General features: G+C 68.8%; 16 protein-coding genes. 9 read left to right on the top strand and 7 right to left on the bottom strand.

Annotation, left to right across the window (positions count from 1 at the left end):
* Positions 1 to 3: 3 nt before the first annotated feature.
* Complete coding sequence (locus tag BDK89_RS11950) at positions 4 to 837, bottom strand: fasciclin domain-containing protein (RefSeq protein ID WP_133869158.1); 834 nt, start codon at positions 835 to 837, stop codon at positions 4 to 6.
* Positions 838 to 989: 152 nt separating this feature from the next.
* On the opposite strand from BDK89_RS11950, the gene BDK89_RS11955 reads away from it, so the two are divergent.
* Entirely contained in the window at positions 990 to 2,291 is a 1,302-nt protein-coding gene (locus BDK89_RS11955) for an alkyl sulfatase dimerization domain-containing protein (protein WP_133869159.1), read from the top strand.
* A gap of 69 nt (positions 2,292 to 2,360) precedes the next feature.
* Here BDK89_RS11955 and BDK89_RS11960 read toward each other — a convergent pair whose 3' ends face one another.
* Positions 2,361 to 4,193 (bottom strand): PhoX family protein, encoded by a 1,833-nt coding sequence (locus BDK89_RS11960; RefSeq protein ID WP_133869160.1) that lies wholly within the window; start codon positions 4,191 to 4,193, stop codon positions 2,361 to 2,363.
* 236 nt (positions 4,194 to 4,429) lie between these two features.
* Here BDK89_RS11960 and BDK89_RS11965 point away from each other — a divergent pair, with 236 nt between their 5' ends.
* Positions 4,430 to 6,178, top strand: a complete 1,749-nt coding sequence (locus tag BDK89_RS11965; RefSeq protein ID WP_133869161.1) for a vWA domain-containing protein — start codon at positions 4,430 to 4,432, stop codon at positions 6,176 to 6,178.
* A 24-nt stretch (positions 6,179 to 6,202) separates the two neighbouring features.
* Entirely contained in the window at positions 6,203 to 7,198 is a 996-nt protein-coding gene (locus tag BDK89_RS11970; protein ID WP_133869162.1) for an aldo/keto reductase, read from the top strand.
* Between the two features lie 6 nt (positions 7,199 to 7,204).
* Here BDK89_RS11970 and BDK89_RS11975 read toward each other — a convergent pair whose 3' ends face one another.
* Complete coding sequence (locus BDK89_RS11975; protein ID WP_166657548.1) at positions 7,205 to 8,620, bottom strand: LCP family protein; 1,416 nt, start codon at positions 8,618 to 8,620, stop codon at positions 7,205 to 7,207.
* Positions 8,621 to 8,766: 146 nt separating this feature from the next.
* Between BDK89_RS11975 and BDK89_RS11980 the strand changes: the two genes are divergently transcribed.
* The 6 genes from BDK89_RS11980 (at position 8,767) to BDK89_RS12005 (ending at position 17,130) form a co-directional block, all read left to right on the top strand.
* Positions 8,767 to 10,629: a phosphoenolpyruvate carboxykinase (GTP) gene (locus BDK89_RS11980; RefSeq protein ID WP_133869164.1), complete on the top strand. Its 1,863-nt coding sequence runs from the start codon at positions 8,767 to 8,769 to the stop codon at positions 10,627 to 10,629.
* 138 nt (positions 10,630 to 10,767) lie between these two features.
* A complete protein-coding gene (locus tag BDK89_RS11985; protein ID WP_133869165.1) occupies positions 10,768 to 11,109 on the top strand; it encodes a hypothetical protein in 342 nt (113 codons plus the stop codon).
* Between the two features lie 69 nt (positions 11,110 to 11,178).
* Positions 11,179 to 11,619, top strand: coding sequence for a TIGR03618 family F420-dependent PPOX class oxidoreductase (locus tag BDK89_RS11990; protein ID WP_133869166.1), 441 nt, complete (start codon positions 11,179 to 11,181; stop codon positions 11,617 to 11,619).
* Positions 11,620 to 11,729: 110 nt separating this feature from the next.
* On the top strand, positions 11,730 to 13,802 hold the full coding sequence (pta, locus tag BDK89_RS11995; protein ID WP_133869167.1) for a phosphate acetyltransferase: 2,073 nt from the start codon (positions 11,730 to 11,732) through the stop codon (positions 13,800 to 13,802).
* On the top strand, positions 13,802 to 14,902 hold the full coding sequence (locus BDK89_RS12000) for an acetate/propionate family kinase (protein WP_133869168.1): 1,101 nt from the start codon (positions 13,802 to 13,804) through the stop codon (positions 14,900 to 14,902). Before pta ends, BDK89_RS12000 begins: the two co-directional genes overlap by 1 nt.
* Positions 14,899 to 17,130 (top strand): 6-phosphofructokinase, encoded by a 2,232-nt coding sequence (locus BDK89_RS12005; RefSeq protein WP_133869169.1) that lies wholly within the window; start codon positions 14,899 to 14,901, stop codon positions 17,128 to 17,130. The genes BDK89_RS12000 and BDK89_RS12005 overlap by 4 nt, the downstream gene beginning before the upstream one ends.
* Before the next feature lie 26 nt (positions 17,131 to 17,156).
* Here the strand turns inward: BDK89_RS12005 and BDK89_RS12010 are convergent, their stop codons facing one another.
* From BDK89_RS12010 to BDK89_RS12025, 4 genes are read right to left on the bottom strand one after another with little or no spacing between them, the layout of a single operon-like run.
* Entirely contained in the window at positions 17,157 to 19,463 is a 2,307-nt protein-coding gene (locus tag BDK89_RS12010; RefSeq protein ID WP_133869170.1) for a molybdopterin-dependent oxidoreductase, read from the bottom strand.
* A gap of 12 nt (positions 19,464 to 19,475) precedes the next feature.
* Positions 19,476 to 20,444 (bottom strand): NAD-dependent epimerase/dehydratase family protein, encoded by a 969-nt coding sequence (locus tag BDK89_RS12015; RefSeq protein ID WP_133869171.1) that lies wholly within the window; start codon positions 20,442 to 20,444, stop codon positions 19,476 to 19,478.
* The gene (locus BDK89_RS12020) at positions 20,441 to 22,969 is read right to left on the bottom strand and encodes an alpha/beta fold hydrolase (protein ID WP_133869172.1); all 2,529 of its coding nucleotides are present in this window, start codon (positions 22,967 to 22,969) and stop codon (positions 20,441 to 20,443) included. The genes BDK89_RS12015 and BDK89_RS12020 overlap by 4 nt, the downstream gene beginning before the upstream one ends.
* Complete coding sequence (locus BDK89_RS12025; RefSeq protein WP_133869173.1) at positions 22,963 to 23,985, bottom strand: 3-oxoacyl-ACP synthase III; 1,023 nt, start codon at positions 23,983 to 23,985, stop codon at positions 22,963 to 22,965. Before BDK89_RS12025 ends, BDK89_RS12020 begins: the two co-directional genes overlap by 7 nt.
* Between the last annotated feature and the right edge of the window lie 30 nt (positions 23,986 to 24,015).

The following is a 24,015-nucleotide window of genomic DNA, read 5'->3' on the forward strand; positions in this document are numbered from 1 at the left end:
CGTTCAGCCGGCGGGCGGCGTCAAGACGGTGTCGATGATGTGGATCACGCCGTTGTCGGCGGTGATGTCGTATTCGACGACGGTGGCGTCGCCGACCATCACCGTGTCACCGTCGACGGTGATGGTGAGTTCGCTGCCGGCGAGGGTGGTGAAGGCCTGGCCGTTCATGTCCATCACCATGGCGGCGTCGTCGCTGCCTTCGACCACGTGGGCCTCGAGCAGCGTCGTGAGGGCGTCGGTGTCGGCGAGGACGTCGTCGGCGGTCATGTCCATCTCGCCGAGGTAGGCGGCGAACGCCTCGTCGGTGGGAGCGAACACGGTGAAGGGACCCTCGTCGTGCAGGGCGTCCTGCAGTCCGGCGGCGTGGATCGCGTCGTCGAGGACGGTGAGATCGTCACGGTCGATGATGCGACTCATCAGGTCGTTCATCGACATGTCGTCGGCCATGTCATCGTCGGCCATGTCATCGTCGGACATGTCGTCATCGGACATGTCGTCATCGGACATGTCATCGTCGGACATGTCATCGTCGGCCATCTCGTCATCGGCCATGTCATCGTCGGACATCTCGTCATCGGACATGTCATCGTCGGCCATGTCATCGTCGGACATCTCGTCATCGGCCATCTCGTCATCGGCCATCTCGTCATCGGCCATCTCGTCGTCGGCCATGTCGTCGTCGGCCATCTCGTCATCGGCCATGTCGTCATCGGCCATGTCGTCATCGGCGACGGACTCGACGGGCGCGGCGGTGTCGTTGCCGTCGTCGTCACCACACGCTGCGAGGGTGAGCGCTGCGGCGACGGTGGCGGCGAGGGCGGTTCGGGTACGGATCATGCTGCCTCCTGGTTCGGGGGTGGACGAGAGCGACGGTACGGACGCCCACCCGCCGCTACCAGGCAGTTCTCCGGTTGTTTCTCGACTCGTTCGGACCCGTTCCGCACCTTCTCCGTCCGTTCCCCGTTCGGGCCGAGCAGTACCGTCGGGACATGGCCGATCTGCTCGCACTCTCCAGCCGCATCATCGACGACCGCATCCTCGACGAGCCGGTCAATCGCGTCACGCAAGAGCTCAGCGAGATCGGCGACGGCATGGCGGTCGTCGAGAGCTTCAGCCACTCCGCCGTCGTGCGTACGGACGCCGGCGCGATCGCGTTCGACGCCTCACACCGCAGCAGCGGCGACGACGTGGCAGCGGCGATCGACGACTGGTCCGACGTGCCCGTCACCCATCTCGTCTACACCCACGGTCACATCGACCACGTCGGCGGCAGCGGGGCGTTCGCCGAGCGCTGGAACGACATCGACGTGATCGGCCACGAGCGGGTCAGCGCACGCTTCGAGCGCTACCGGGCGACCAACGACTGGAACATCGACATCAACCAGCGCCAGTTCGGCGGAATCCGACAGGACCAGGGGCTGCTGCTGGCCGAGTCGGACGACGAGGCGCTCGCCCGCTGGCGACAGTTCCTGCCGGCGAGCACCCTCTGGCCGACGACCGTCGTCGGCGACTCCCACACCGTGCAGGTCGGCGACGAGACGATCGAACTGTTCCACGATCGCGGCGAGACGGATGACCATCTGTGGGCGTGGCTGCCGCATCGCAAGGCGATCATGGCCGGCGATTTCCTGATCTGGAACTTCCCGAACGCCGGCAACCCGCAGAAGGTGCAGCGATACCCGATCGAGTGGGCAGCGGCGCTGCGACGGATGGCGGCGCTCGAGCCCGAACTGGTCGTACCGGCGCACGGGTTGCCGATCGCCGGCGCCGAGCGGATCTCGACGGTGCTGAACACCGTCGCCGATGCGCTCGACGCGATCGTCGACGAGGTCGTGTCGATGATGAACGCCGGTGCGAAGCTCGACGAGATCGTGCACACGGTTCGGGTCCCGGACGACACCCTGGCGCTCCCCTACCTTCGACCCCTCTACGACGAGCCCGAGTTCGTCGTTCGCAATGTCTGGCGCCAGTTCGGAGGCTGGTGGGACGGTGCCGCGAGCCGGTTGAAGCCGGCTCCCGACGCGGCCGTGGGTGCCGTCGTGGCCGAGCTGGCCGGCGGCACGCAGGCCCTGCTCGACCGAGCCGATCAGGCGCTCGACGACGGCGACATCCGACTCGCGAGCCACCTCGCCGACTTCGCCGGGTGGGCAGCACCCGACGATCCCGACGTGCACGCGAAGCGGGCAGAGGTCTATCTGCGGCGCCGCAAGGTCGAGTCGTCGCTGATGTCGAAGGGCATCTTCGCAGCGGCCGCCCGCGAGTCGCAGATCGTCGCCGAACGCGACAGCTGAGCGCCGCTTCGGGATCGAGGCTGCGCCCCGACTCGGTCTCCCTACCAGAACCGGGCCGGGGCGCAGACGTCACGAACCGATGACGCCGCCGTCCTTGCGGGTGATCACGAAGGTGGCGTCGCGAGGGATCTCGGGACCGCCGGCTCCCGGCACCGGGAAGTTGGTCGACGACGGGTCGCCGTTGCCCGGATGCTGGGTGTTGACGAACATCGTCCGACGGTCAGGGGTAACGGCGATGCCAGTGATCTCGTCGCCGTCGACGCCGGCGAAGATGCGCCGGATCTCCTTGGTCTTGGGGTCGGCGACGAGCATCTGGTTGTTGCCGTACGGCTGGTCGCCGTCGGTCTGGACGAACACACGGCCGTCGGGGTCGACCCACAAGCCGTCGGGTGATCCGTAGGCAGCCTCGGTGCCGTGGCTGTCCTGGGCGATCAGGAAGATGTCCCACTCGAAGGATGTCCCGACGTGCTTGTCGCTGTCGCGCCAGCGGATGATGTGCCCGTCCGGGTTCGGCGCGAGCGGATTGGCGGCGTTTGCCTCGGTGCGGCGGGTGTTGTTGGTCAGGGTGCAGTACACGTCGCCGTTCGGGGCGACCGAGGTCCACTCGGGGCGGTCCATCGGGGTGGCGCCGAGCAGGTCGGCGGCTCGGCGTGCGTAGACGAGGACCTCGGCCTGGTCGGCGAACTCGGCGGCGAGCACCGGGTTGTCGATCGTGAGCTCGAGCCACTGGCCGGTGCCGTCGTCGTCGAAACGGGCGACGAACAGCTGGCCTTCGCTGAGCGGGCTCTTGCCCTGCGCACGCATCGACTTCCAGTTCTTGGCCGACACGAACTTGTAGATGTAGTCGAACCGCTCGTCGTCGCCCATGTAGCCGACCACGCGACCGCCACGGCCGACGGTGAGTGCGATGCCTTCGTGCTTCACGCGCCCGAGCGCCGTGTGCTTCACCGGTGCCGACGTCGGACTCATCGGGTCGATCTCGACGATCCAGCCGAAGCGGTTGGACTCGTTCGCGTAGTCGGGGTTCGTCAGGTCGAATCGCTCGTCGAAGACGTGCCAGCCGTAGCCGAACCCGCCGGACGACAGGCCGTAACGCGCCTGACGCTCGGTCGCCGTGAACGTCTCGTTCGCGCCGAAGTAGCCATTGAAGTTTTCTTCGCAGGTGAGGTACGTACCCCACGGCGTCGAGCCGTTGGCGCAGTTGTTCACCGTGCCGGCGGGAGCGTTGCCCGCCGGGTTGTCGAGCAGCGGGTGCCCGGCGACGGGACCGTCGAAGGTGACCGGGGTGTTCGGGGTGATCCGCCGGTTGTAGCTCGACGCGACCCGCTCCCACGCGCCGTTGGTGCGCTTCAGTTCGACGACCGCGTTGCCGTGGATCGCCTGCGAGATGCGGACGTCCTCGAGACTCTCGGGAAACGCCTTGCCGAGCACGTGGGGCGTGGTGCCGTACTCGTGGTTGATGCACAGGATTCCGTGGTCGCTGCGCCCGTTGATCGGGAAGAAGTGCATCCCGTCGTGCCCGAGTCCGATCTGCTGGAGCGCCTCGGCCTCGGAGGCGGGACGACCCCCGTTGGTGTCGACGCCGCCGGGCTGCAGCGGAGTGCCCCACGGGATGATCACGTCGTACTGGTAGTCGTCGGAGATCGTCGGGTTCGGCCCACCCGGGTTCGGGCACGGAGCGAACCCGATCAGGGAATTGTGGAACACGGCGTTGCCGTTGCCCTTGCCGTTGCCGGTCTTGGCGGGCGCGCCGGCCTCGGCGACGCTCGATGCGCCGAAGAACGCGATCGCAGCCGTGGCGCCGCCGCCGATGAGGGCCTTGCGGCGGCTGAGGTTGGTGGCCAACACGTCCTGGAAGGGACGGTTGGTCGAAGGGTTGCTGATGCCGTCGTCAACGGTCACGGGGGTCTCCATTCGCCTGGGGATCGTGGGATCGTCGGCGAACCTAGATCGGGGTGGTGGACGTCCGATCGCCGGTCGGTGAACACCCGTCGACCGAGTGGTGAACAGTCGGCGGTACGGACTCGACCCGGTCGCCGACCGGTTGGGAGGCCCCCGTTTCGTCATCCGTTCGACACATGGGCATCGGGAACCGGTCCGGTGGCGACGTTCGTCCAACCGCCATGAAGCGCAGCAACGTGAACCAGACAGTGGCGGCCTTGGTCGCCGTGGGGGTGATGCTCACTGCTTGCAGTGGGGATGACGACGACTCTTCGAGCGACGACGACGTCGAGCAGTCGTCCCGGTCGTCCGAGTCGTCCGACGGAGGGCGAGACGAGGAGGACGTCTTCGCACCACCGGCCGACGAACCGGCGTCCGAGCCAGCCGACGACGCCCGAGACGACAGCGGTGACGACGCCGAGAGCGACGACATGGCGACCGAGGAGCCGGCGGAGGAACCTGCCGATGCTCCGGCCGGGGACGCCGACGCCGAGTTCGCCGACGAGGCCGCGGCGCCGACCGCCGGTGAGGACGGGTCCGGCGGGTTGTTCGAGTCCGAACCGGTCGAGCCGACCGACCGCGAGCAGGACAACACCTTCGAGGACTACGGCTATCGCGACTTCGTCGAGACGAGCGACGACCCGTTGTCGACGTTCGCCCTCGATGTCGACACCGGTTCGTACACGGTCATGCGACGGTGGATCGACGAAGGGGTGCTCCCGCCGATCGAGTCGGTCCGCCCGGAGGAGTACGTCAACGCCTTCTCGTACGACTACGACACGCCGCGCAGCGGTCTGGAGATCAGCGTCGACGGTGGCCCATCACCGTTCGACGACGACAATGTGCTCGTCCGCATCGGTGTGCAAGGCGAGATCGTCGACGACGACGACCGGGGTCCGGCCGCGCTCACCTTCGTGGTCGACACGTCCGGGTCGATGGATCGAGACGATCGTCTCGGGCTGGTGAAGGAGTCGCTCGAGATCCTCGTCGAGGAGTTGGACGACGACGACACGGTCGCGATCGTCACCTACTCCGACGCCTCGGGCGTCGTGCTGTTCCCGACGCCGGTCAGCGAACGAGACGTGATCCTCGACGCGATCGACGACCTCGAGCCCGGCGGGTCGACCAACCTCGAGAGCGGACTCCGCACGGGCTACGAACTGGCCGGCGAGGCCTTCCGAGACGACGGCATCAATCGGGTCGTGCTCGCCTCGGACGGTGTCGCCAACGTCGGCGTGACCGACCCGGACGCCTTGGCGGCGATGATCCGAGACGATGCCGACCGCGGCATCAACCTCGTGACGGTCGGCTTCGGCATGGGCAACTTCAACGACGTCACGATGGAGCAGCTCGCCGACCAGGGCGACGGTTTCTACGCCTACGTCGACACCGACGAGGAGGCCGAGCGCCTGTTCGAGGACGAGCTGACATCGACACTGCTCACCGTGGCGAAGGACGCCAAGATCCAGGTCGAGTTCGACCCGGAGATCGTCGAGGCCTACCGGCTGATCGGGTTCGAGAACCGGGGTGTGCGCGACAGCGATTTCCGCAACGACGACGTCGACGCCGGCGAGCTCGGTGCCGGTCACCAGGTAACCGCCGTCTACGAGCTCGAACTCGAGCGTGGCGTCGACCTCGACGACCGGGACGAGATCGGCGAGGTGTTCCTGCGGTGGGAGGACCCGGACGACGGCGACGTGACCGAGATCGACGAGGACATCGACCTGCGCGACGTCGAGATCGATTGGGCGAGCACGCCGGACGACTTCCGCCTCGCGACCGTCGTGGCCGTCTTCGCGGAGGTATTGCGCGACAACCCGTACGCCGACGACATCGAGATGGCGTCGCTCGTCGCCGAAGCCGACCGGCTGGCCGACGAGATGGACGACGACGACATCGACGAGCTCGCCGCACTCATCGACGAAGCCGCCGATCTGATGGGCTGACCACGCCGAAGGTACGGTGCGGCCATGGAACATGTTCGTTTCGGCCGCACCGGCCTTCGCGTCTCGAAGCTGTGCCTCGGCACGATGACCTTCGGGTTCCAGTGCGACGACGAGACCTCGTTCGCCATCATGGACACGGCGTACGACGCCGGGATCTCGTTCTTCGACACCGCCGACGTGTACCCGATCGGTGGTCCGGTCGAGACGATCGGCCGGACCGAAGAGCTGATCGGTCGGTGGATGGCACGTCACGGTCGTCGTGACGACATCGTCCTGGCCACCAAGTGCTTCTTCCGCACCGGACCGAACGCGTGGGATCAGGGCAACAGCCGCAAGAACATCATGCGGGCGATCGACCGGTCGCTCGAGCGCCTCGGCACCGACTACGTCGACCTGTACCAGATCCACTTCTTCGATCCGCACACACCGATCGACGAGACGCTCCAGGCACTGGACGACCTCGTGCGGTCGGGCAAGGTCCGATACGTCGGCTGCTCGAACACGATGGCGTACCAGCTCGCCCGGGCGATCGGTCGCAGCGAGGCGCTCGGCATCAGCCGGTTCGAGGCGGTGCAGCCCCGCTACAACCTCCTGTTCCGAGAGAACGAACGCGAGCTGTTCCGCCTGTGTGACGAGGACGACGTCGCCGTCATCCCGTACAACCCGCTCGCCGGCGGCCTGCTCACCGGCAAGCACAGGCAGGGCGCACCCACCGAGGGCACCCGGTTCACGCTCGGCGGCGCAGGCGAGATGTACTCGGAGCGCTACTGGCAGGATCAGATGTTCGCGTCGGTCGAAGACCTGCGGGCCGTCGCCGAGGACGCCGGGGTGCCGATGACGACGATGGCGATCCAGTGGGTACTCGCCAACCCGGTGGTCACGGCACCGATCATCGGTGCCAGCCGCCCGGAACAGCTCGCCGCGTCGGTCGCAGCGGTCGAGTCACCGATCGACGCCGACGTCAAGGCGAAGCTCGACGAACTCACCGCCCTGTACCGACAGGGCGATCACGAACGCTGAGCGGTCTCAGCCGGCGTAGCCGGACGGGTTGCCCGTCGCCATGGCGTTCTGCACACCGGCGATGATCGTGCGGATCTGCACGTAGTCGGGATTGCCCGGCTCGATCAGCGGCGGGATCAGACCGACCGACTCCTGGATCGCCTGGTTGTCGCCCAGGCGGTCCAGGAGCCGGCTGAACTCGCTCGACGACAGCGAGGTCCGCATCGAGTCGTCGAGCACGCCGGTGACGGAGCCGAACCCGGTCAACGCCTCGGTCGCCGAGACCTGGGAGCCGAGCGCTGCGAGCAGCTGACGCTGGCGACCCATCCGCTGGTAGTCGGAGTCGGCGTACCTCGAACGGGCGTATGCGATCGCCATCGCTCCGTCCATGTCGACGGCGCCCGGGCCGATCGACGACGGCAGCTCGCGCTCGCCCGGCAGCGACGGTGGCAGCTCGATGCTGGTCGCCAGGTCGAGGGTGACGCCACCGACGGCGTCGATCACCTCCGTGAAGCCCTGCATGTTGACGAGGGCGAAGTCGTCGATCTGGATGCCGAGCGAGTAGCCGAGTGCTTCGGACAGTGCGACGGCCTCGGCTTGCAGCCCGTCGCGGCTGTAGGCGGCCATGAGTTCGTCGCGCGTCGACACGTACGGGAAGATCGCGTTGCCCAGATCGTCGAATCCGTTGGGGAACGCGTCGGCCATCGGGGTGCCTGGCGGGAACTGGATGCGGGTCAGGTTGCGCGGGATCGACACCAGCGCCGTGCGACCGGTCGGCTCGTGGATGGTGACGAGGATCATCGTGTCGGTACGGAGCCCCCACCGGCCCGGGCCGGCGTCGCCGCCGAACAGCACGATGTTCGTGAAGTCGCTCTGGTCGACCGCGGCGTTCGTCGGCGTGTACAGCGGGTCGTCGCTGCCGCCGGCGAACACGTCGGCGACAACGGTGCGGGCCTCGTTGGCCTGGAACGCCACCCAGTACGCGGGGAGGCCGAGCGCGAGCACCAGCACGGCGGCGACCGACGATCGACCGGCGATCCCGGGCGAACGCCGGTGGGCGTGGAACACCTCGCCGATGGCGGCGAGCCGCACGACGACGGCGCCGAGCGCTGCCGCGGTGACGATCAGCAGGAACTGTGGGTCGAGAGCGAATCCGACCAGGTCGTCGCGGTTCGCGTACACCCAGGCGAGCATCACGAACGGCAGGAGCACCCCGACGACGAACAGGACGATGCCGAGCACGGGGTGCCGTTTCATCGAGGGCAGGCCGGGCACGAAGACGGACGCGAACAACTGGCCGGTGCCGGTGTTCTGGTCGAGCTGCGAGGGCGGCGGGGACGGACGCGCCGCCGCCGGCATCTCGGCGGTGCCGGATGACGATCGGTCGGGCGAGTCGAACCGGCGGAGCCGTTCGAGCGCTGCGTCTTCACTGGGACGATTCATGGCGGCGCGGAACTCTACGGCGCCGCGAGCCGCTTCGGATGTCGCCCCTGAACGATCTCTCAGCATCGTCCGAACGACCCATGTCCCCAGCCGATCCGGGACGTTCGGCCGTGGACAGATGGGCGATCGGAATTGACGATGGAGTCATGGCTTCCCCCGACTACATCCCGGACTACGTACAGCACGACGGACTCATCGCATGGGTCACCGACATGGTCGAACTCTGCAAGCCGGCCTCGGTTCACTTCTGCGACGGCTCGCAGGAGGAATACGACCGACTCACCCAGGAACTCGTCGACGCCGGCACGTTCATCAGACTGAACGAGGAGAAGCGCCCCGGGAGCTTCCTCGCCCGTTCCGACCCGAGCGACGTCGCCCGCGTCGAGGACCGCACCTACATCTGCTCACGCACCGAGGAGGACGCGGGCCCGACCAACAACTGGATGGACCCGGACGAGATGCGCGGCATCCTCGGCGGTCTCTTCGACGGCTGCATGGCGGGCCGGACGATGTACGTCATCCCGTTCAGCATGGGCCCGCTCGGCTCCGACATCGCCCAGCTCGGCGTCGAGATCACCGACTCCGCCTACGTCGCCGTGAACATGAAGATCATGACCCGCATGGGCAAGGGCGCCGTCGAGGTGCTCGGCACCGACGGCGAGTTCGTGCCCTGCATGCACACCGTCGGCGCACCCCTCGCCGAGGGCGACACCGACGTCGCGTGGCCCTGCAACCCCGACACGAAGTACATCGTGCACTTCCCCGAGGAGCGCGAGATCTGGAGCTACGGCTCGGGCTACGGCGGCAACGCACTCCTCGGCAAGAAGTGCCTGGCGCTGCGCATCGCCTCGACGATGGCCCGCGACGAGGGCTGGCTCGCCGAGCACATGTTGATCATGGGTGTCACCGACCCCGAGGGTGAGAAGACCTTCGTCGCCGCAGCGTTCCCGAGCGCCTGTGGCAAGACGAACTTCGCCATGCTGGTTCCGCCACAGTCGTTCCAGGACGAGGGATGGAAGGTCACCACCATCGGTGACGACATCGCCTGGATCAAGCCCTCCCCCGACGACGGCAAGTTGTACGCGATCAACCCGGAGGCCGGCTACTTCGGCGTCGCCCCCGGCACGTCGTTCGCCACGAACCCGTCGGCGATGGAGTCGATCCGAGCCAACACCATCTACACCAACGTCGCCCTGACCGACGACGGTGACGTGTGGTGGGAAGGCATGGACGGCGAACCGCCCGCTCACGCGATCGACTGGCAGGGCAACGACTGGACGCCCGGCTCCGACACGAAGGCCTCGCACCCCAACGCCCGGTTCACGGCGCCCGCTGCCCAGAATCCGGCGCTCGATCCCGACTGGGACGACCCCAAGGGCGTGCCCATCAGCGCATTCGTGTTCGGCGGTCGCCGCTCCGGCACGATCCCGCTCGTCGTCCAGAGCTTCAACTGGGCGTACGGCGTCTATATGGCGGCCACGATGGGATCGGAGACGACCGCGGCAGCGTTCGGCCAGCAGGGCGTCGTGCGACGCGACCCGTTCGCGATGCTGCCCTTCGCCGGCTACCACATGGGTAGCTACATCAACCACTGGCTCGCCTTCGGACGCAGCATCCAGAACCCGCCCCGCATCTTCGAGGTCAACTGGTTCCGTCGTGACGACGACGGCCGGTTCGTGTGGCCCGGCTTCGGCGAGAACATGCGCATCCTGCAGTGGATCGTCGAGCGTTCGCAGGGCAAGGCGGTCGGTGTCGAGAGCCCGCTCGGCTGGATGCCGCGCTACCAGGACATCAACTGGAAGGGCCTCGAGGACTTCACCGAGGCCGATTTCCTCGACTGCATGTCGATCGACCGTGCCGACTGGGACGCCGAGCTGCTCCAGGTCGAGGAGTTGTTCATGAAGCTCCACACCCGGCTGCCGAGCGAGATGACGGCGATCCGCAACCTCACGGCCAGCGCACTGTGGCGGTCGCCCGAGCACTGGGAGATGAACCACGACCCGACCTGACCGGTCGACCACGGAGGGACGAGGCCTCCCCTCGCCGGCACATCATCCTCCGGACGGACCACGATCCGACCGGGGGATGATGTCGCGTCCGGTGGCGACTCGTACGGTGATCGCGCCAACCCGGGAAAGGACGCAGTCATGGAGTCGATGTCGGTCAATCAGCACGAGGTTGTGATCGAACTGTCGCGATTCGAGAAGGTGATGGGGTTCCTGGGCGACCTCCACATCCCCCGGTCGGCGATCGAGTCGGTGACGGTGGTCGACGACCCGCACGGTGAACTGTCGGGCTTCCGGGCCCCCGGTCTGTCGGTACCCGGCCACACGAAGATCGGGACGTGGCGCGGCAAGGGCAAGCGGATCGTCGCCGTGATCCGCAAGGAACAGCGGGCGCTGGTGATCGACACCCCCGAACTCGACACGACACGCTTCATCGTCACCGCGGACGATCCCGACGCACTGGCTGCCGCGCTCGTCCCCTGACCGCGATCGCTCTGGACACGCGGTCGAAGTCGCGGTGTACTGGATGGCCGAGGGGAAAGGGGGCACACCATGTCCTTGTTGTCAGCACCGGCCCAGGCGCTCCTGGGATCGGATGCGGTCGCGCACGTCTGGACCCGCAACCACGACGGAACGCCCCAGGTGTCGGTCGTGTGGGTCATCATCGAAGACGACGAGATCGTCTTCGGCTGCGATCGATCGAGCCGAAAAGCGAAGAATCTCGAGGCCGACCCATCGGTCGTGATCTCGATCGAGGACGACATCCGCAACGATCAAGGGTTCCAGCGCCACCTCGTCGCGCGCGGCACGGCGACGCTCACGACGGGCGCCGACCCGACGTTGATGGATCGCCTCGCCCGCAAGTACACCGGTCTCGACAGACACCCGCTGGCATTGCGCGATTCGCCCGACCTGGTCGTGGTGCGCGTCGCCGTCGACCGCATCAGCGGCGTCGGCCCCTGGATCGACACCGCAGCGAACGCCACCACCTGAGCGTCGGCGTGGCCACACGGGTCACGCACCGGTGACGGGACGATGAACCCTGGCCGACCGGGCCGGACGTCCACTGCCGCGCCCCGGTCGTTGCCGTTACTGTCGGGGGCGTGACGCGCGCGGTGTACCTGACGGCGATGGGTCCGGCGAGCGGGAAGTCGCTCGTCGCGCTCGGCCTGGTCGAACTCCTCTCCCGGCGGGTCGGTCGGGTCGGCTTCTTCCGACCGGTCGTCCAGTCGGGCGACGACAACGACCTGGCACTCATCCGAGCACGCTACGAGCTGCCCGACGAACGGTGTGGTTACGCCTTCACCGATTCCGAACGGAGCGAGCTCGGGAACGCGTCCCGAGCGGGCATGGCTCGGGTCGTCGAACGCTTCCGGCAGATCGAGGCCGTCAGCGACTTCGTGGTCGTCGAGGGCACCGACTTCACGGGTGCCTCCTCACCGATCGAGCTCGACGTCAATCTGCGGATCTCCGAGCACCTGGGCGCCCCGATCGTCGTCGTGGTCAACGGTCACGACCGCGGCGTCGACGAGATCGTCGAACGATTCCGGGTGGGCCGTGACTCGTTCGGCGACGACGCGATCAGTGCGATGGTCGTGAATCGCGTCGGCCCGTCGGTACTCGGACCGCTGCGGGAGCGTCTGGCCCAGCAGTCGAGCGACGATCCGGTGTGGGCCGTGCCCGAGCTCCCCGAGCTGCGCCAACCCTCGCTCGCACAGCTCCAGGGAGCGCTCGGTGCCGAGCTCGTCGCCGGTGACCCGGACGACCTCACCCGTTCGGTCGGTCACGTGAAGGTGGCCGCGATGTCGGTGCCGAACATGCTCGACCACGTCGAGGACGACACCGTGTTCATCGCTCCCGGCGACCGTCCCGACGTCGTGCTCGCCGCCATGCTGACCCGGACGTCGGCTGCCTACCCGAGCGTGTCGGGCGTGCTGCTCAGTGGCGGCCTCCGGCCCGACGATCGCGTCACATCACTGATCGCCGGCATGTCGGGCGGTGTCCCGGTGCCGTTGCTCTCGGTCTCGACCGACAGTTTCGACACGGCGATCGCGGCGAACGAGGTGGAGGGGGCGATCACCCCCGGCGACCGACGCAAGATCGACATCGCCCTCGCCCACCTGGAGGAGCACGTCGATCTGGCCGCCCTGGGCGAACGCATCGAGGTCGGCCGATCCGACGTCGTGACGCCGATCATGTTCGAGTACGACCTGATCGAGCGGGCCAAGGCGGCCAAGGCCCACATCGTCCTGCCCGAGGGCACCGACGACCGCATCCTCCGAGCCGCCGAACGGATCTGCCGGCGACAGGTGTGCGACCTCACCCTGCTCGGGCCGCAGGACCAGATCCGCACTCGCATCGCCGATCTCGGCCTGGCACTCGGCGACATCCCGATCATCGACCCGCTCGACTCCGACCTCACCGAGCGCTTCGCGAAGCGCTACCACGAGCTGCGCGCCCACAAGGGCATCACGCTCGAGCGGGCACACGACATCCTGACCGACGTCAGCTTCTTCGGCACGATGATGGTGTACGAGGGCCTGGCCGACGGCATGGTGTCGGGTGCGGCGCACACGACCGCACACACGATCCGGCCGGCACTCGAGTTCGTCAAGACCCGTCCCGGCACGTCGATCGTGTCGAGCGTGTTCCTGATGCTGCTCGCCGATCGCGTCCTCGTGTACGGCGACTGCGCCGTGAACCCCGACCCGAACGCCGACGAGCTCGCCGACATCGCCACCTCGTCGGCCGACACCGCATCGATGTTCGGGATCGAACCCCGCATCGCGATGCTCAGTTACTCGACCGGCGCGTCGGGCACCGGCGCCGACGTCGACAAGGTGCGGGCAGCGACCGAGCGGGTACGCGAGCTGCGGCCCGACCTGAAGGTCGAGGGGCCGATCCAGTACGACGCCGCCGTCGACGTCGACGTCGCCCGCAGCAAGCTGCCCGGGAGCGATGTCGCCGGCCAGGCCACCGTGTTCATCTTCCCCGACCTCAACACCGGCAACAACACCTACAAGGCGGTGCAGCGGTCGGCCGACGCCGTTGCGGTCGGCCCCGTGTTGCAGGGCCTCAACAAGCCGGTCAACGACCTCTCGCGAGGCGCACTGGTGGCCGACATCGTCAACACGATCGCCATCACCGCGATCCAAGCCGGCGTGGAGCACGCCTGATGGCCGTCCTCGTCCTCAACTCGGGCAGTTCGTCGGTCAAGTACCAGCTGATCGACGCCACCGACGGTCGCCGACTCGCCCGAGGGTTGATCGAGGAGGTCGTCGATCACGAATACGCACTCGCCGACGTGATCGAGAAGCTGGGCGACGCACCCGTCGAGGCGGTCGGTCACCGCGTCGTCCATGGCGGTGAACGTTTCGTGGCGCCGACCCTGATCGACGACGCGGTGGTCGACGCCATCGAGTCGTTGGTGCCGCTCGCGCCCCTGCACAACCCGGCGAACCTCGCCGGTATCCGTGCCGCTCGGCGAGCGTGGCCCGATCTTCCCCACGTCGCCGTGTTCGACACGGCGTTCCATCGCACCGTGCCCGCCCACGCGTACCGCTACGCCGTGCCGAGCGGCTGGTTCGACGACTACGGCGTGCGCCGATACGGCTTCCACGGGACGTCGTACGACTATGTGTCGGCCCGGGCCGCCGACGCGCTCGGTCGGCCGCGTGACGAACTCGACCTCGTCGTCGCCCACCTCGGCAACGGTGCGTCGATGGCCGCCATCGATCACGGTCGGTGCGTCGAGACGTCGATGGGTCTCACACCACTCGAGGGGCTCGTGATGGGGACCCGCACCGGAGACATCGATCCGGCCGTGATCGGCCATGTCGCACGAGCGTCCGGTCGCAGCGAGGCCGACGTGTCGGCCGACCTGGTGCGCCGCAGTGGGTTGGTGGGTCTCTGCGGCGACTCCGACATGCGAACCGTGACCGAGCGGGCACGCTCCGGCGACGCCGATGCCGAACTCGCGCTCGACGTGTTCTGTCACCGGATCGTGAAATACGTCGGCGCCTACGTCGCCGTGCTCGGCGGGTGCGACGCCCTCGTGTTCACCGCCGGGATCGGCGAACACAGCGCCGAGGTCCGGCGACGGGTCTGCGAGCGCCTCGGGGCGTTCGGCGTCGAACTCGACGTCTCGGCCAACGAACAGCACGAGCCGGTGATCACGACCCCAGCGTCGGACATGACCGTGATGGTCGTCCCGACCGACGAGGAGCACGCGATCGCCGAACAGACCGCCCGCGTCGTGGAAGGAGCCCCGTCGTGACCGGCACCCGCAAGTTGGCGGTCCTGACGAGCGGCGGCGACTCGGCCGGCATGAACGCCGCCGTGCGGGCGGCCGTCCGCGCCGCGCTCGCCGCCGGCGCCGAGGTGTTCGGCGTGCGTGAAGGACTGCAAGGGCTCGTCGACGGTGGCGAACTGATCCAGTCGCTGACCTCGGCCGACGTCAGCGGCATCCTCCAGCTCGGCGGCACCGACCTCGGCACCGCTCGCAGCGACGACTTCCGGACGCGCGACGGCCGACGCCGCGCCGCTCACAACCTGGTCGAACGAGGGGTCGACGGGTTGGTGGTGATCGGCGGCGACGGCAGTCTCACCGGCGCCGATCTCTTCCGACGTGAGTGGCCCGCGTTGCTCGACGAGCTGGTGGCAGCCGGCGAGCTCGCTCCCGAGGCGGCTGCCGACCACCACGAGCTGGGGCTCGTCGGACTCGTCGGCTCGATCGACAACGACATGGTCGGCACCGACATGACGATCGGCGCCGACACGGCCCTGCACCGCATCATCGAAGCCGTCGACGCCATCCAGAGCACCGCGTCGAGCCACCAGCGCACCTTCGTGATCGAGGTGATGGGGCGTCGTTGCGGCTATCTCGCGCTGATGGGCAGTCTGGCCGCCGGCGCCAACTTCGTGCTCATCCCCGAGAACCCGCCGGCCGACGGTTGGGAGGACACGATGTGCGACGTGCTCTCGGGCGGCCGCAAGATCGGCCGCCGCGCCAGCGTCGTCCTCGTCGCGGAGGGCGTCGTCGATCGCCACGGCAACCCGATCACGGCCCACGACGTGCGCACCGTGCTCGAGGAGCGGTTGGGCGAGGACACGCGCGTCACCACGCTCGGCCACGTCCAGCGCGGCGGTTCGCCCACCGCGTTCGATCGATACCTCGGCACGGTGCTCGGTCACGCCGCCACGACGCATCTGTTGGCCACCGACCCGGGGGCCGAACCACAGCTCGTCGGTATCCGTGGCCACCGTGTCGTGACGTCGCCGCTGATGGAGTGCGTCGAGGCGACTCGATCGATCGCCGACGTCATCTCCTCGAACGACATCGACCGAGCCATGGCCCTGCGCGGCAGCAGCTTCACGTCGTCGTTCGAGCTGCTGCGCACCCTCGTCCCCGTCCGACCCCGCGAAGAACCCGACGGCACTCCCCCACGACGGCTGGGTGTGCTCCACGCCGGTGCGCCGGCGCCTGGGATGAACGCTGCGGTGCGCGTGATCGTGCGCGTCGCGATGGCGCGCGGTCACCGGATCGTCGGCCTCGTCGACGGGTTCCGCGGGTTGATCGACGACGACACGACCGAACTCGGCTGGATGAGCGTGTCGGGCTGGTCGGCTCGACCAGGCGCCGAACTGGGCACCAGCCGGCGACTGCCCGAGCCCGACGACTTCGACCGCATCGCCGACACGATCGCACGCCACCGCCTCGACGGCCTGGTGGTCGTCGGTGGCTGGACCGCGTACCAGGGAGCGAACCGCTTGATCGGCGACGCCGCCCGAGCGGCCGGCATCGACGTCCCGATCGTGTGTCTACCCGCCACGATCAACAACGACGTGCCCGGCACCGATCTCAGCATCGGCTCCGACACCGCGCTCAACAACATCATCGTCGACGTCGACAAGATCAAGGAGTCGGCGGTGGCGTCGCAACGATGCTTCGTCGTCGAGGTCATGGGCCGCGACTCCGGCTATCTCGCGCTCATGAGTGGCTTGGCGACGGGCGCCGAACGGGTCTATCTCCCCGAGGACGGCATCTCGCTCGATCGGCTCCAGGCCGACCTCGCCACCCTGCGAGCCGGGTTCGAGTTGGGCAAGCGTCGAGGGCTGGTCGTGCGCAGCGAGCACGCCGACCCGCTCTACACGACCGAGTTCATCTCGGCCCTGTTCGAGCACGAGAGCGGCGGCGACTTCGACGTTCGAGGCGCCATCCTCGGTCATGTCCAACAGGGCGGCTCACCGAGCCCGTTCGACCGGATCCAGGCGTCGCGTCTGGCGGCGGATGCGATCGGCCGACTGCTCGATGCCCTCGATCGAGGCGATCGGTCGAGCCACATGTTCGGCCACGTCGACGGCTCGATCGTCACGACACCGCTCGAACGTTTCCCGGAACTCGTCGAAGCGGGTGCGCATCGTCCGAGCGCGACCCCGTGGTGGATGGATCTGCGGCCACTCGCCGAGCAGATGGCAACAGCTCGCCCGTCCGAGGGCTGCTGACGCTCCGGCTCCGAGCCGACTCCCGCCTACCGGAACGGCGGCGGTTCGTAGGCGTTCGGTGACGGCGCCTCGCCCGAGAACGGTTCGATCTCGACCAGGCAGGTGTGAGCGCTGGGCCCCTGGGCGAGCGACGAGGTGCCGACGTCGCGGGTGAGCACGTTGGGGTTGCCGCCGAGTTCGAGCGAGCCGACGACTCCGGGCTCGGCCGGGGCGTACCAGGCACCGGTCGGAAGCGCCAGCACGTCAGGCGCCAGGTCGGGGTCGAGTCGTGCCGCTGCCAGACAGGCGCCACGGTCGTTGAACAGCCGAACGGTGGCGCCGTCGGCGATGCCGCGCTCGGCGGCCGCGTCCGGGTGGATCCGGACCACCTCTCGATCGTCGATTTTGTGACGCCGACTGAACTCGCTGTGGTCGAGCTGGCTGTGCAGGCGGGTCGCCGGCTGGTGGCTGACGAGATGGAGCGGGAACCGATCGGCCAGGGCGCCGCCGAGGCGCTCGTACGGTTCGAGCCAGACCGGGTGCCCGGGGCAGTCGTCGTAGCCGAACGAGGCGATCGTGTCGGAGAAGATCTCGATGCGGCCCGACGGCGTGTCGAGCGGATGGGCCGCCGGGTCGTCACGGAAGTCGACGAGCCAGGCGGCACGCTGCTCGGCGGCCGGTGGGAGCTCGTACCGGCCCGCCGCCCAGAAGTCGTCGAACGACGGCAAGTCGAAACCGTCGGCTCGGGCGCGCTCGGCCGAACGTTCCCACATGTGTTCCATCCACGCTCGTTCGTCACGCCCCTCGGTGAAGGCGTCGCCGAGTCCGAGTCGCTCGGCGATGCCGGCGAAGATCGCATGATCGGATCGGGCATCGGCCGGCGGTTCGACCACCTGTTCCATGACGTGGGCGTACGGATCGTGGCTCGACATGCAGACGTCGATCCGCTCCTGGGCGGTGGTGGCCGGGAACACGATGTCGGCGAACCGGGCGATCGGCGTCCACCAGGGTTCGTGCACGATGACGGTCGACGGTCGCTGCCAGGCTGCGACCAGACGGTTGAGGTCCTGATGGTGGTGGAAGGGGTTGCCGCCCGCCCAGTAGACGAGATCGATCTCAGGGTACGTGAGTCGATGGCCGTCGAAGTCGAACGGTTGGTTCGGCGACAGCAGCATGTCGGCGATCCGGGCGACGGGGATGATCGAGGTGATCGGGCTCGTGCCCTGCGGGAGCGCCGCCCAACCGAACCGGCGGCCGTCGCTGCCGATGTGGCCCTCGTTGCAGTGTCCGAAGCCGAAGCCTCCGCCGGTGGTGCCGACGTCGCCGAGCATGCACGCCAGGACGACGAGCATCCAGTACGGCTGCTCACCGTGGTGTGCCCGCTGGAGCGCCCACGATGCATTGAGCAGGGTTCGGTGCCGTGCCATGTCGCGGGCGAGCCCGGTGATCACATCGGCGGGCACCCCCGTGATCGCGGCCGCCCACTCGGGGGTCTTCGGGATGCCGTCGCTCTCACCGCGGACGTACGGCTCGAAGCGTTCGTAGCCGACGGTGCAGCGATCGAGGAATGCCCGGTCGACCAGCCCCTCGGTCCCGAGCACGTGGGCGACGGCGAGCATGAGCGCGACGTCGGTGCCCGGCCGGATCGGGATCCAGCGGTGGTCGGTGTACCCGGGCGTGTCGGAACGCTGTGGCCCGATCGTCACGAACCGGACGCCCCGGTCGTGTGCCCGTCGGATGCCGTCGCCGACCTCGTGCCGGGTGATGCCCCCGTACGAGACCTGGCTGTTGCGCACCGGGAGTCCGCCGAAGCTGACGACGAGTTCGCCGCCGTCGGCGATCTCCGACCAGGTGGTCTGCTCGAGCTCCATCCGGTACCACTGCTCCACGACGTGGGGCAGGATCGTCTGTGCCGCCGCAGTCGAGTACGACCCGACGGAACGGGTGCAACCGCCGATCACGTTCATGAAGCGGTGCAGCTGCGACTGCGCGTGGTGGAAGCGGCCGGCGCTCGCCCAGCCGTACGACCCGCCGTAGATCGCCTCGTTGCCACGCTCGGTTCGAACCCGGTCGATCTCGTCGGCGGCGAGGCGGAGGGCGACGTCCCAGTCGACTTCGACGAACGAGTCGGCGCCGCGCCGGTCGCGTGCGCGGTCGGGGCCGCCGTCGAGCCAGCCTTGCCGGACGGCGGGTCGCTCGATGCGGAGCGAGTGCACACCGTCGACGAGGGTGTCACCGATCGGCGACGGGTCGGGGTCGAGGTCGATGCCGCGAACCGAGGCGATCCGACCGTCGACGACGTCGACGTCGTAGACGCCCCATTGCGTCGCCGTGCGGCGGGTTGCGCTGCTCACCTCGTCAGCTTGTCACGCCGACCCGTATGACGCAGCGAGCCGTTCGAAGCCCTCTGCGAGCGTCACAGCCGGACGCCAGCCCAGGGCGTCGCGGGTGCGGCGCTGATCGAACCAGTGGGCGGTGGAGAGTTGCTCGGCGAGGAACGACGTCATCGGCGGATCGTCGGTGCGACCGGTGCGGGCCCACACTCGCTCGGCGACGGCTCCGCCGCCCTTCGCGACGGCGGTGGGCACGTGGCGGTCGTTCCAGTCGACTCCGGCGGCGGCGGCGATCCGGGCGACGAGTTCGGCGACGGTCCGGGGCTCACCGTTCGAGACGACGAACGCCTGGCCGCCGAGCTCGGGCGCTCGGTCGACCGCTGCGACCAGCGCGTCGGCCGCGTTGTCGACGACGGTCGTGTCGATCAGCGCGGCGCCGCTGCCGACCAGTGCGAGCCGCCCGCTCCGAGCCCGCTCGACGATGCGACCGACGAGTTGGGTGTCGCCGGGGCCCCAGACGAGGTGCGGCCTGATGGCAACGACCGGGAGGTCGTCCGACGAGGCGTCGAGGGCCGCCACCTCGGCCAGCGCCTTGCTGGTCGCGTAGTGCCCCTTGGTCGCGGTCGGGTCGGCGGGGTCGGCTCCGGCGCCGACCAGCGCGTCGCCGGCGTGAGCGACCGATGGTGACGACACGTGCACGAACCGACCCGCGCCCGACTGTCGAGCGGCGGCGACGAGGAGTTCGGTGCCCCGGACGTTGACGTTCTCGTACTCGTGCCACTCCCCCGTCACGCCGACCTTGGCGGCGAGGTGGACGACGGCGTCGACACCGTCGCACGCAGCGCGCACGGCAGCAGGGTCGGTGACGGAGCCGAGCGTCTCGGCGACGGGGAGCCCCGACGGGTTGCGCTGGATGGTGCGGACGTCGTCGCCACGGGCGAGCAGCCGCTCGACCGTCGCGCGGCCGATCATGCTGGTGGCGCCGGTGACGAGGATCCTCACGGGGTTCCGATCCGGCCGCCGGCGAGCACGCGCTCGGCCCACTTGCCGAGCCGACTGCGGTCGATCTTCGAGTTGTGGCGCCGATCGACGGGGATCGCACCGACCTCGAGCACGGCCGCGATGTCGTCACCGGCGACCGAGCGGACGGCGTCGACCAGTTCGACGTCGGCGAGGCGTGGGCGCTTCGTGTCGGTCTCGACGATGGCGACGAGCTGTTGGACGCCCTTCGGTCCGACGCCGACCACGGCAGCGGCGCGAACGTCGCCCAGCGTCTCGATCTGCTGTTCGAGCCGTACCGGGGTCACGGCACCGCGGCCGGTCGCGATCACGTGGCCGATCCGTCCGCCGACCCACAGCCGTCCCGAGTCGTCGAGGTGTCCGACGTCGCCGGTGGCGTGCCATCCCTCGGGGTTCGACGCACGGTGTTCGGTGTACCAGAGCCGGTCGTAGCCGACCCGCATGTGGGCGGCACGAACCACGACCTCACCGGTCACGCCGGGCGTGGTGACGAGGTCGCCGTCGGGCCCGCCGAGTTCGTCGAGCGGTCGGATCGCGACGTCGACGCCCGCGACGGGCCGACCGACGCACACGCCGTCGCCGAGTTGGCCTGCCGCGTCGAGCGCATCGAGGTCGGTGAGCGAGATGTCGGCGACCGGGAGGCATTCGGTCATGCCGTACGGCGTCCGGATCGCTGCGTTCGGGAACAGCGCTGCGACCTGGCGGAGCAGTGATGCCCGGACAGGGGCGCCCGCCGACAGGACGAGCCTGACCTGGGCGAACATGGCTCGGTGGGCATCGGTGAGCTCGTCGGCGGTGGCGACGACGTTGACGAGCGCCGCCGGTGATGCGAACACGATCGTCGCATCGACCGAGACGGCGGCGTCACCGAGTGCCGTTGCCGTGAGGGTGCCGGGTGCGGCGACGTCCATGTCGGGCACGATCGAGGCGATGCCGAGCGCCGGCCCGTAGAGCGCGAACGGCGCGAAGGCTGCCGCGAGACGATCGTCGTCGGTGATGTCGTACAGCCGGCGCAACGCGTCACGCTGGGCCTCGAGTTGACGGTGCCCGTACAGCACGCCCTTCGACGGGCCGGTCGCACCCGACGTGAACACGACGGCCGCGGGGTCGTCGGCGGTCGGGAGCGGCGGCAGGTCGTGTTCGGTCTCGACGAGGCGGTCGACCGCCTCGTTCATGTCGTCGACCGACAGACGTCGTCCGGGCCACCGGAGTGCACGGGCGGCGACGACCGCACGCCGGATGCCGAGGAGGTGAGCGGGGTCGGCGACACGCATGGCGGCGTTCATCCCGCGTGGGCCGAGACCGGAGTCGACCAGCACGATGACGGCGCCGATGCGCCATGCCGCGTACAACGCGACGGCCAGGTTGGCGCCGGGCGGGATCATCAGGGCGACACGATCGCCCGGGCACACGCCTTCGGCGATGAGCCACGCCGCCGCCGCGTCGACACGCGCCGCGTAGTCGGCAAAGGTGAGATCGGGTGCACCGTCGGCACCGGCGATCGCCACCGTGTTCCCCGACCACGCCGGCACGTCGAGCAGACGCGTCGGGCGATCGCTGGGTGAGGCGGGCTGCTGACGGCGGTCGTCGAGGGTGTCGACCCACTCGAGGATCGGCCCGAACGCGTCTGCGTCCTCGGAGACGAAGTGCGACGCCTTCGGGTAGCGGTGCACATCGGCGTGGGGCATGCGACGCTCGAGGTCGTGCAGGTACAGATCGGAGAACACCCGGTCCTGAGCGCCCCACACCAGCAGCACCGGCACATCGGCCAGCACGTCCAGTCCGTCGGCGATCGCATCGAGCGGCCCGGCACTCGGATGGTCGGGTTCGAGTGGGATGTCGCCGACGAACTCGGCGATCGCCGCCCGACGATCAGCGGACCGGTAGGGCGCATAGAAGCCCCGCTGCACCGCCTTCGGGATCGGCGGGTACGACAGGCCGAGCGCCCCGGTCACGAAGCCGGGGGTGCGGACCGTGAGGTTGCGGAGCACCGGCTTCGATCGAGCGATGCGGATGAGCCCCGGAGCCGGGGAGCCCTCGGGCTGGTGCACGGCGGTGTTCATGAGGACCACGCCCGCCAACCGGTCGACGTGACGGAGCGCCCAGCCGAGCGAGATCGCCCCACCCCAGTCGTGACCGACCGAGACGACCGGCCCGGTGAGCGCGAGTTCGTCGGTGAGCTGGGTCAGGTCGTCGATCCGGGTCGCCAATCGTCGGACGGTGCCCGATCGTTCGGAGAAGCCCATCTCGAGCTGATCGACGGCGATGACGCGCACGCCGTCCGGCGCCCGCCGGACGAGATCGCGGTACAGGTACGACCACGACGGGTTGCCGTGTACGCACAGCAGGGTGACCGTCGGATCGGCCACCTGATTGTCGAGGAGGTGCCAGGTGCGGCCGACACCGTCGGTCGACGGAACCCGGACCAGGCGCGACCACGCCGGGTCGAGCCCGTCGAGGTCGTCGGGTGGGAGGCTCGCGGCGATCTCGCCCGCGGCGTCTACCACTGCAGTTCGAGCACGCCGGCGTTGAGGCCGGAACCGATGCCCATGCACACCACCGAATCGCCCGTCGACAGGTCGTCGGCGACGGCTGCCAGCGTGATCGGCACCGCAGCCGGGCCGATGTTGCCGTAGTACGGGAAGGTCTTGGGGACCTTGTCGGGGTCGAGGCCGAGCACGTCGAGCATCGCGTTGGTGTGCACTTCGGAGATCTGGTGGAGGACGTAGCGATCGCGTCCGCCCCAGCCGTCTTCGGCCCCGGCGTCCTCCCAGGCCAGCTTCGCCAGCTCGACACCGGCGTCGAGGAGCCCACGCGTGTCGGTGGTCATCCCCTCGAGCGAACCGACGCAGAGTTCGTGGTGACGGGTCGCCGCATGGAAGAAGCCACGCATGATGCGATGGCTCCCCGGGTTTTCCGAGTGGCGGCCGATCACCGCTGCGGCAGCGCCCGAACCGAGCGTGAGCGTGGCGAAGTTGGCGATGATGTCGTCGAGACCCTGGCCGTGCTCGTTGAGCTTGTTGATCGTGTTGTCGTAGACCTCACGGGTGCCTTCGCCATCGACGATCAGCGCGTAGTCGATCTGGCCGGCCTCGATCATCACGCCGGCGAGGTGCATGCCGTTGACGAAGCCGAGGCAGGCATTGGCGATGTCGAAGTTGAGGCAGGTCGTGGGCAGACCGAGCGCGTCGTGGACCGTGACCGCGCTCGACGGCTCGAGCCGGTCGCGGCAGACGCTCGTGTCGATCATCAGGCCGATCTTCGAACGGTCGACGCCGGAGGCCACGATCGCCGCCTCGCCGGCCTTGGCAGCGGCGTCGGTGAACGACACGCCTTCGGGCCACATGCGGCGCTCGCGGATGCCGGCCAGCGTCTCGAGCAGACCCGGCTTGCCGTCGGTGCGCTCGTAGAACGGGCGCAGCCGCTCGTCGACCTCGTCGGAGGTGACGACGATCGGTGCCTCGACCGCTTCGATCGACACGAGGGCGACGTCCTCGAAACTGAAGTTGGCGTTCTTGTGCATGATGCCCCGGTGATCCCTCGAGAGTGGTTT

Source organism: Ilumatobacter fluminis (genome assembly GCF_004364865.1).
In the GTDB taxonomy this organism is placed as follows: domain Bacteria; phylum Actinomycetota; class Acidimicrobiia; order Acidimicrobiales; family Ilumatobacteraceae; genus Ilumatobacter; species Ilumatobacter fluminis.

Coding starts and splice junctions, on each gene's coding strand:
- BDK89_RS11990 (WP_133869166.1), top strand. CDS start 11,179: ATGTCCTTGTTGTCAGCACCGGCCCAGGCGCTCCTGGGATCGGATGCG.
- BDK89_RS11975 (WP_166657548.1), bottom strand. CDS start 8,620: ATGAATCGTCCCAGTGAAGACGCAGCGCTCGAACGGCTCCGCCGGTTC.
- BDK89_RS11980 (WP_133869164.1), top strand. CDS start 8,767: ATGGCTTCCCCCGACTACATCCCGGACTACGTACAGCACGACGGACTC.
- BDK89_RS12000 (WP_133869168.1), top strand. CDS start 13,802: ATGGCCGTCCTCGTCCTCAACTCGGGCAGTTCGTCGGTCAAGTACCAG.
- BDK89_RS12025 (WP_133869173.1), bottom strand. CDS start 23,985: ATGCACAAGAACGCCAACTTCAGTTTCGAGGACGTCGCCCTCGTGTCG.
- BDK89_RS11970 (WP_133869162.1), top strand. CDS start 6,203: ATGGAACATGTTCGTTTCGGCCGCACCGGCCTTCGCGTCTCGAAGCTG.
- BDK89_RS11950 (WP_133869158.1), bottom strand. CDS start 837: ATGATCCGTACCCGAACCGCCCTCGCCGCCACCGTCGCCGCAGCGCTC.
- BDK89_RS11985 (WP_133869165.1), top strand. CDS start 10,768: ATGGAGTCGATGTCGGTCAATCAGCACGAGGTTGTGATCGAACTGTCG.
- BDK89_RS11955 (WP_133869159.1), top strand. CDS start 990: ATGGCCGATCTGCTCGCACTCTCCAGCCGCATCATCGACGACCGCATC.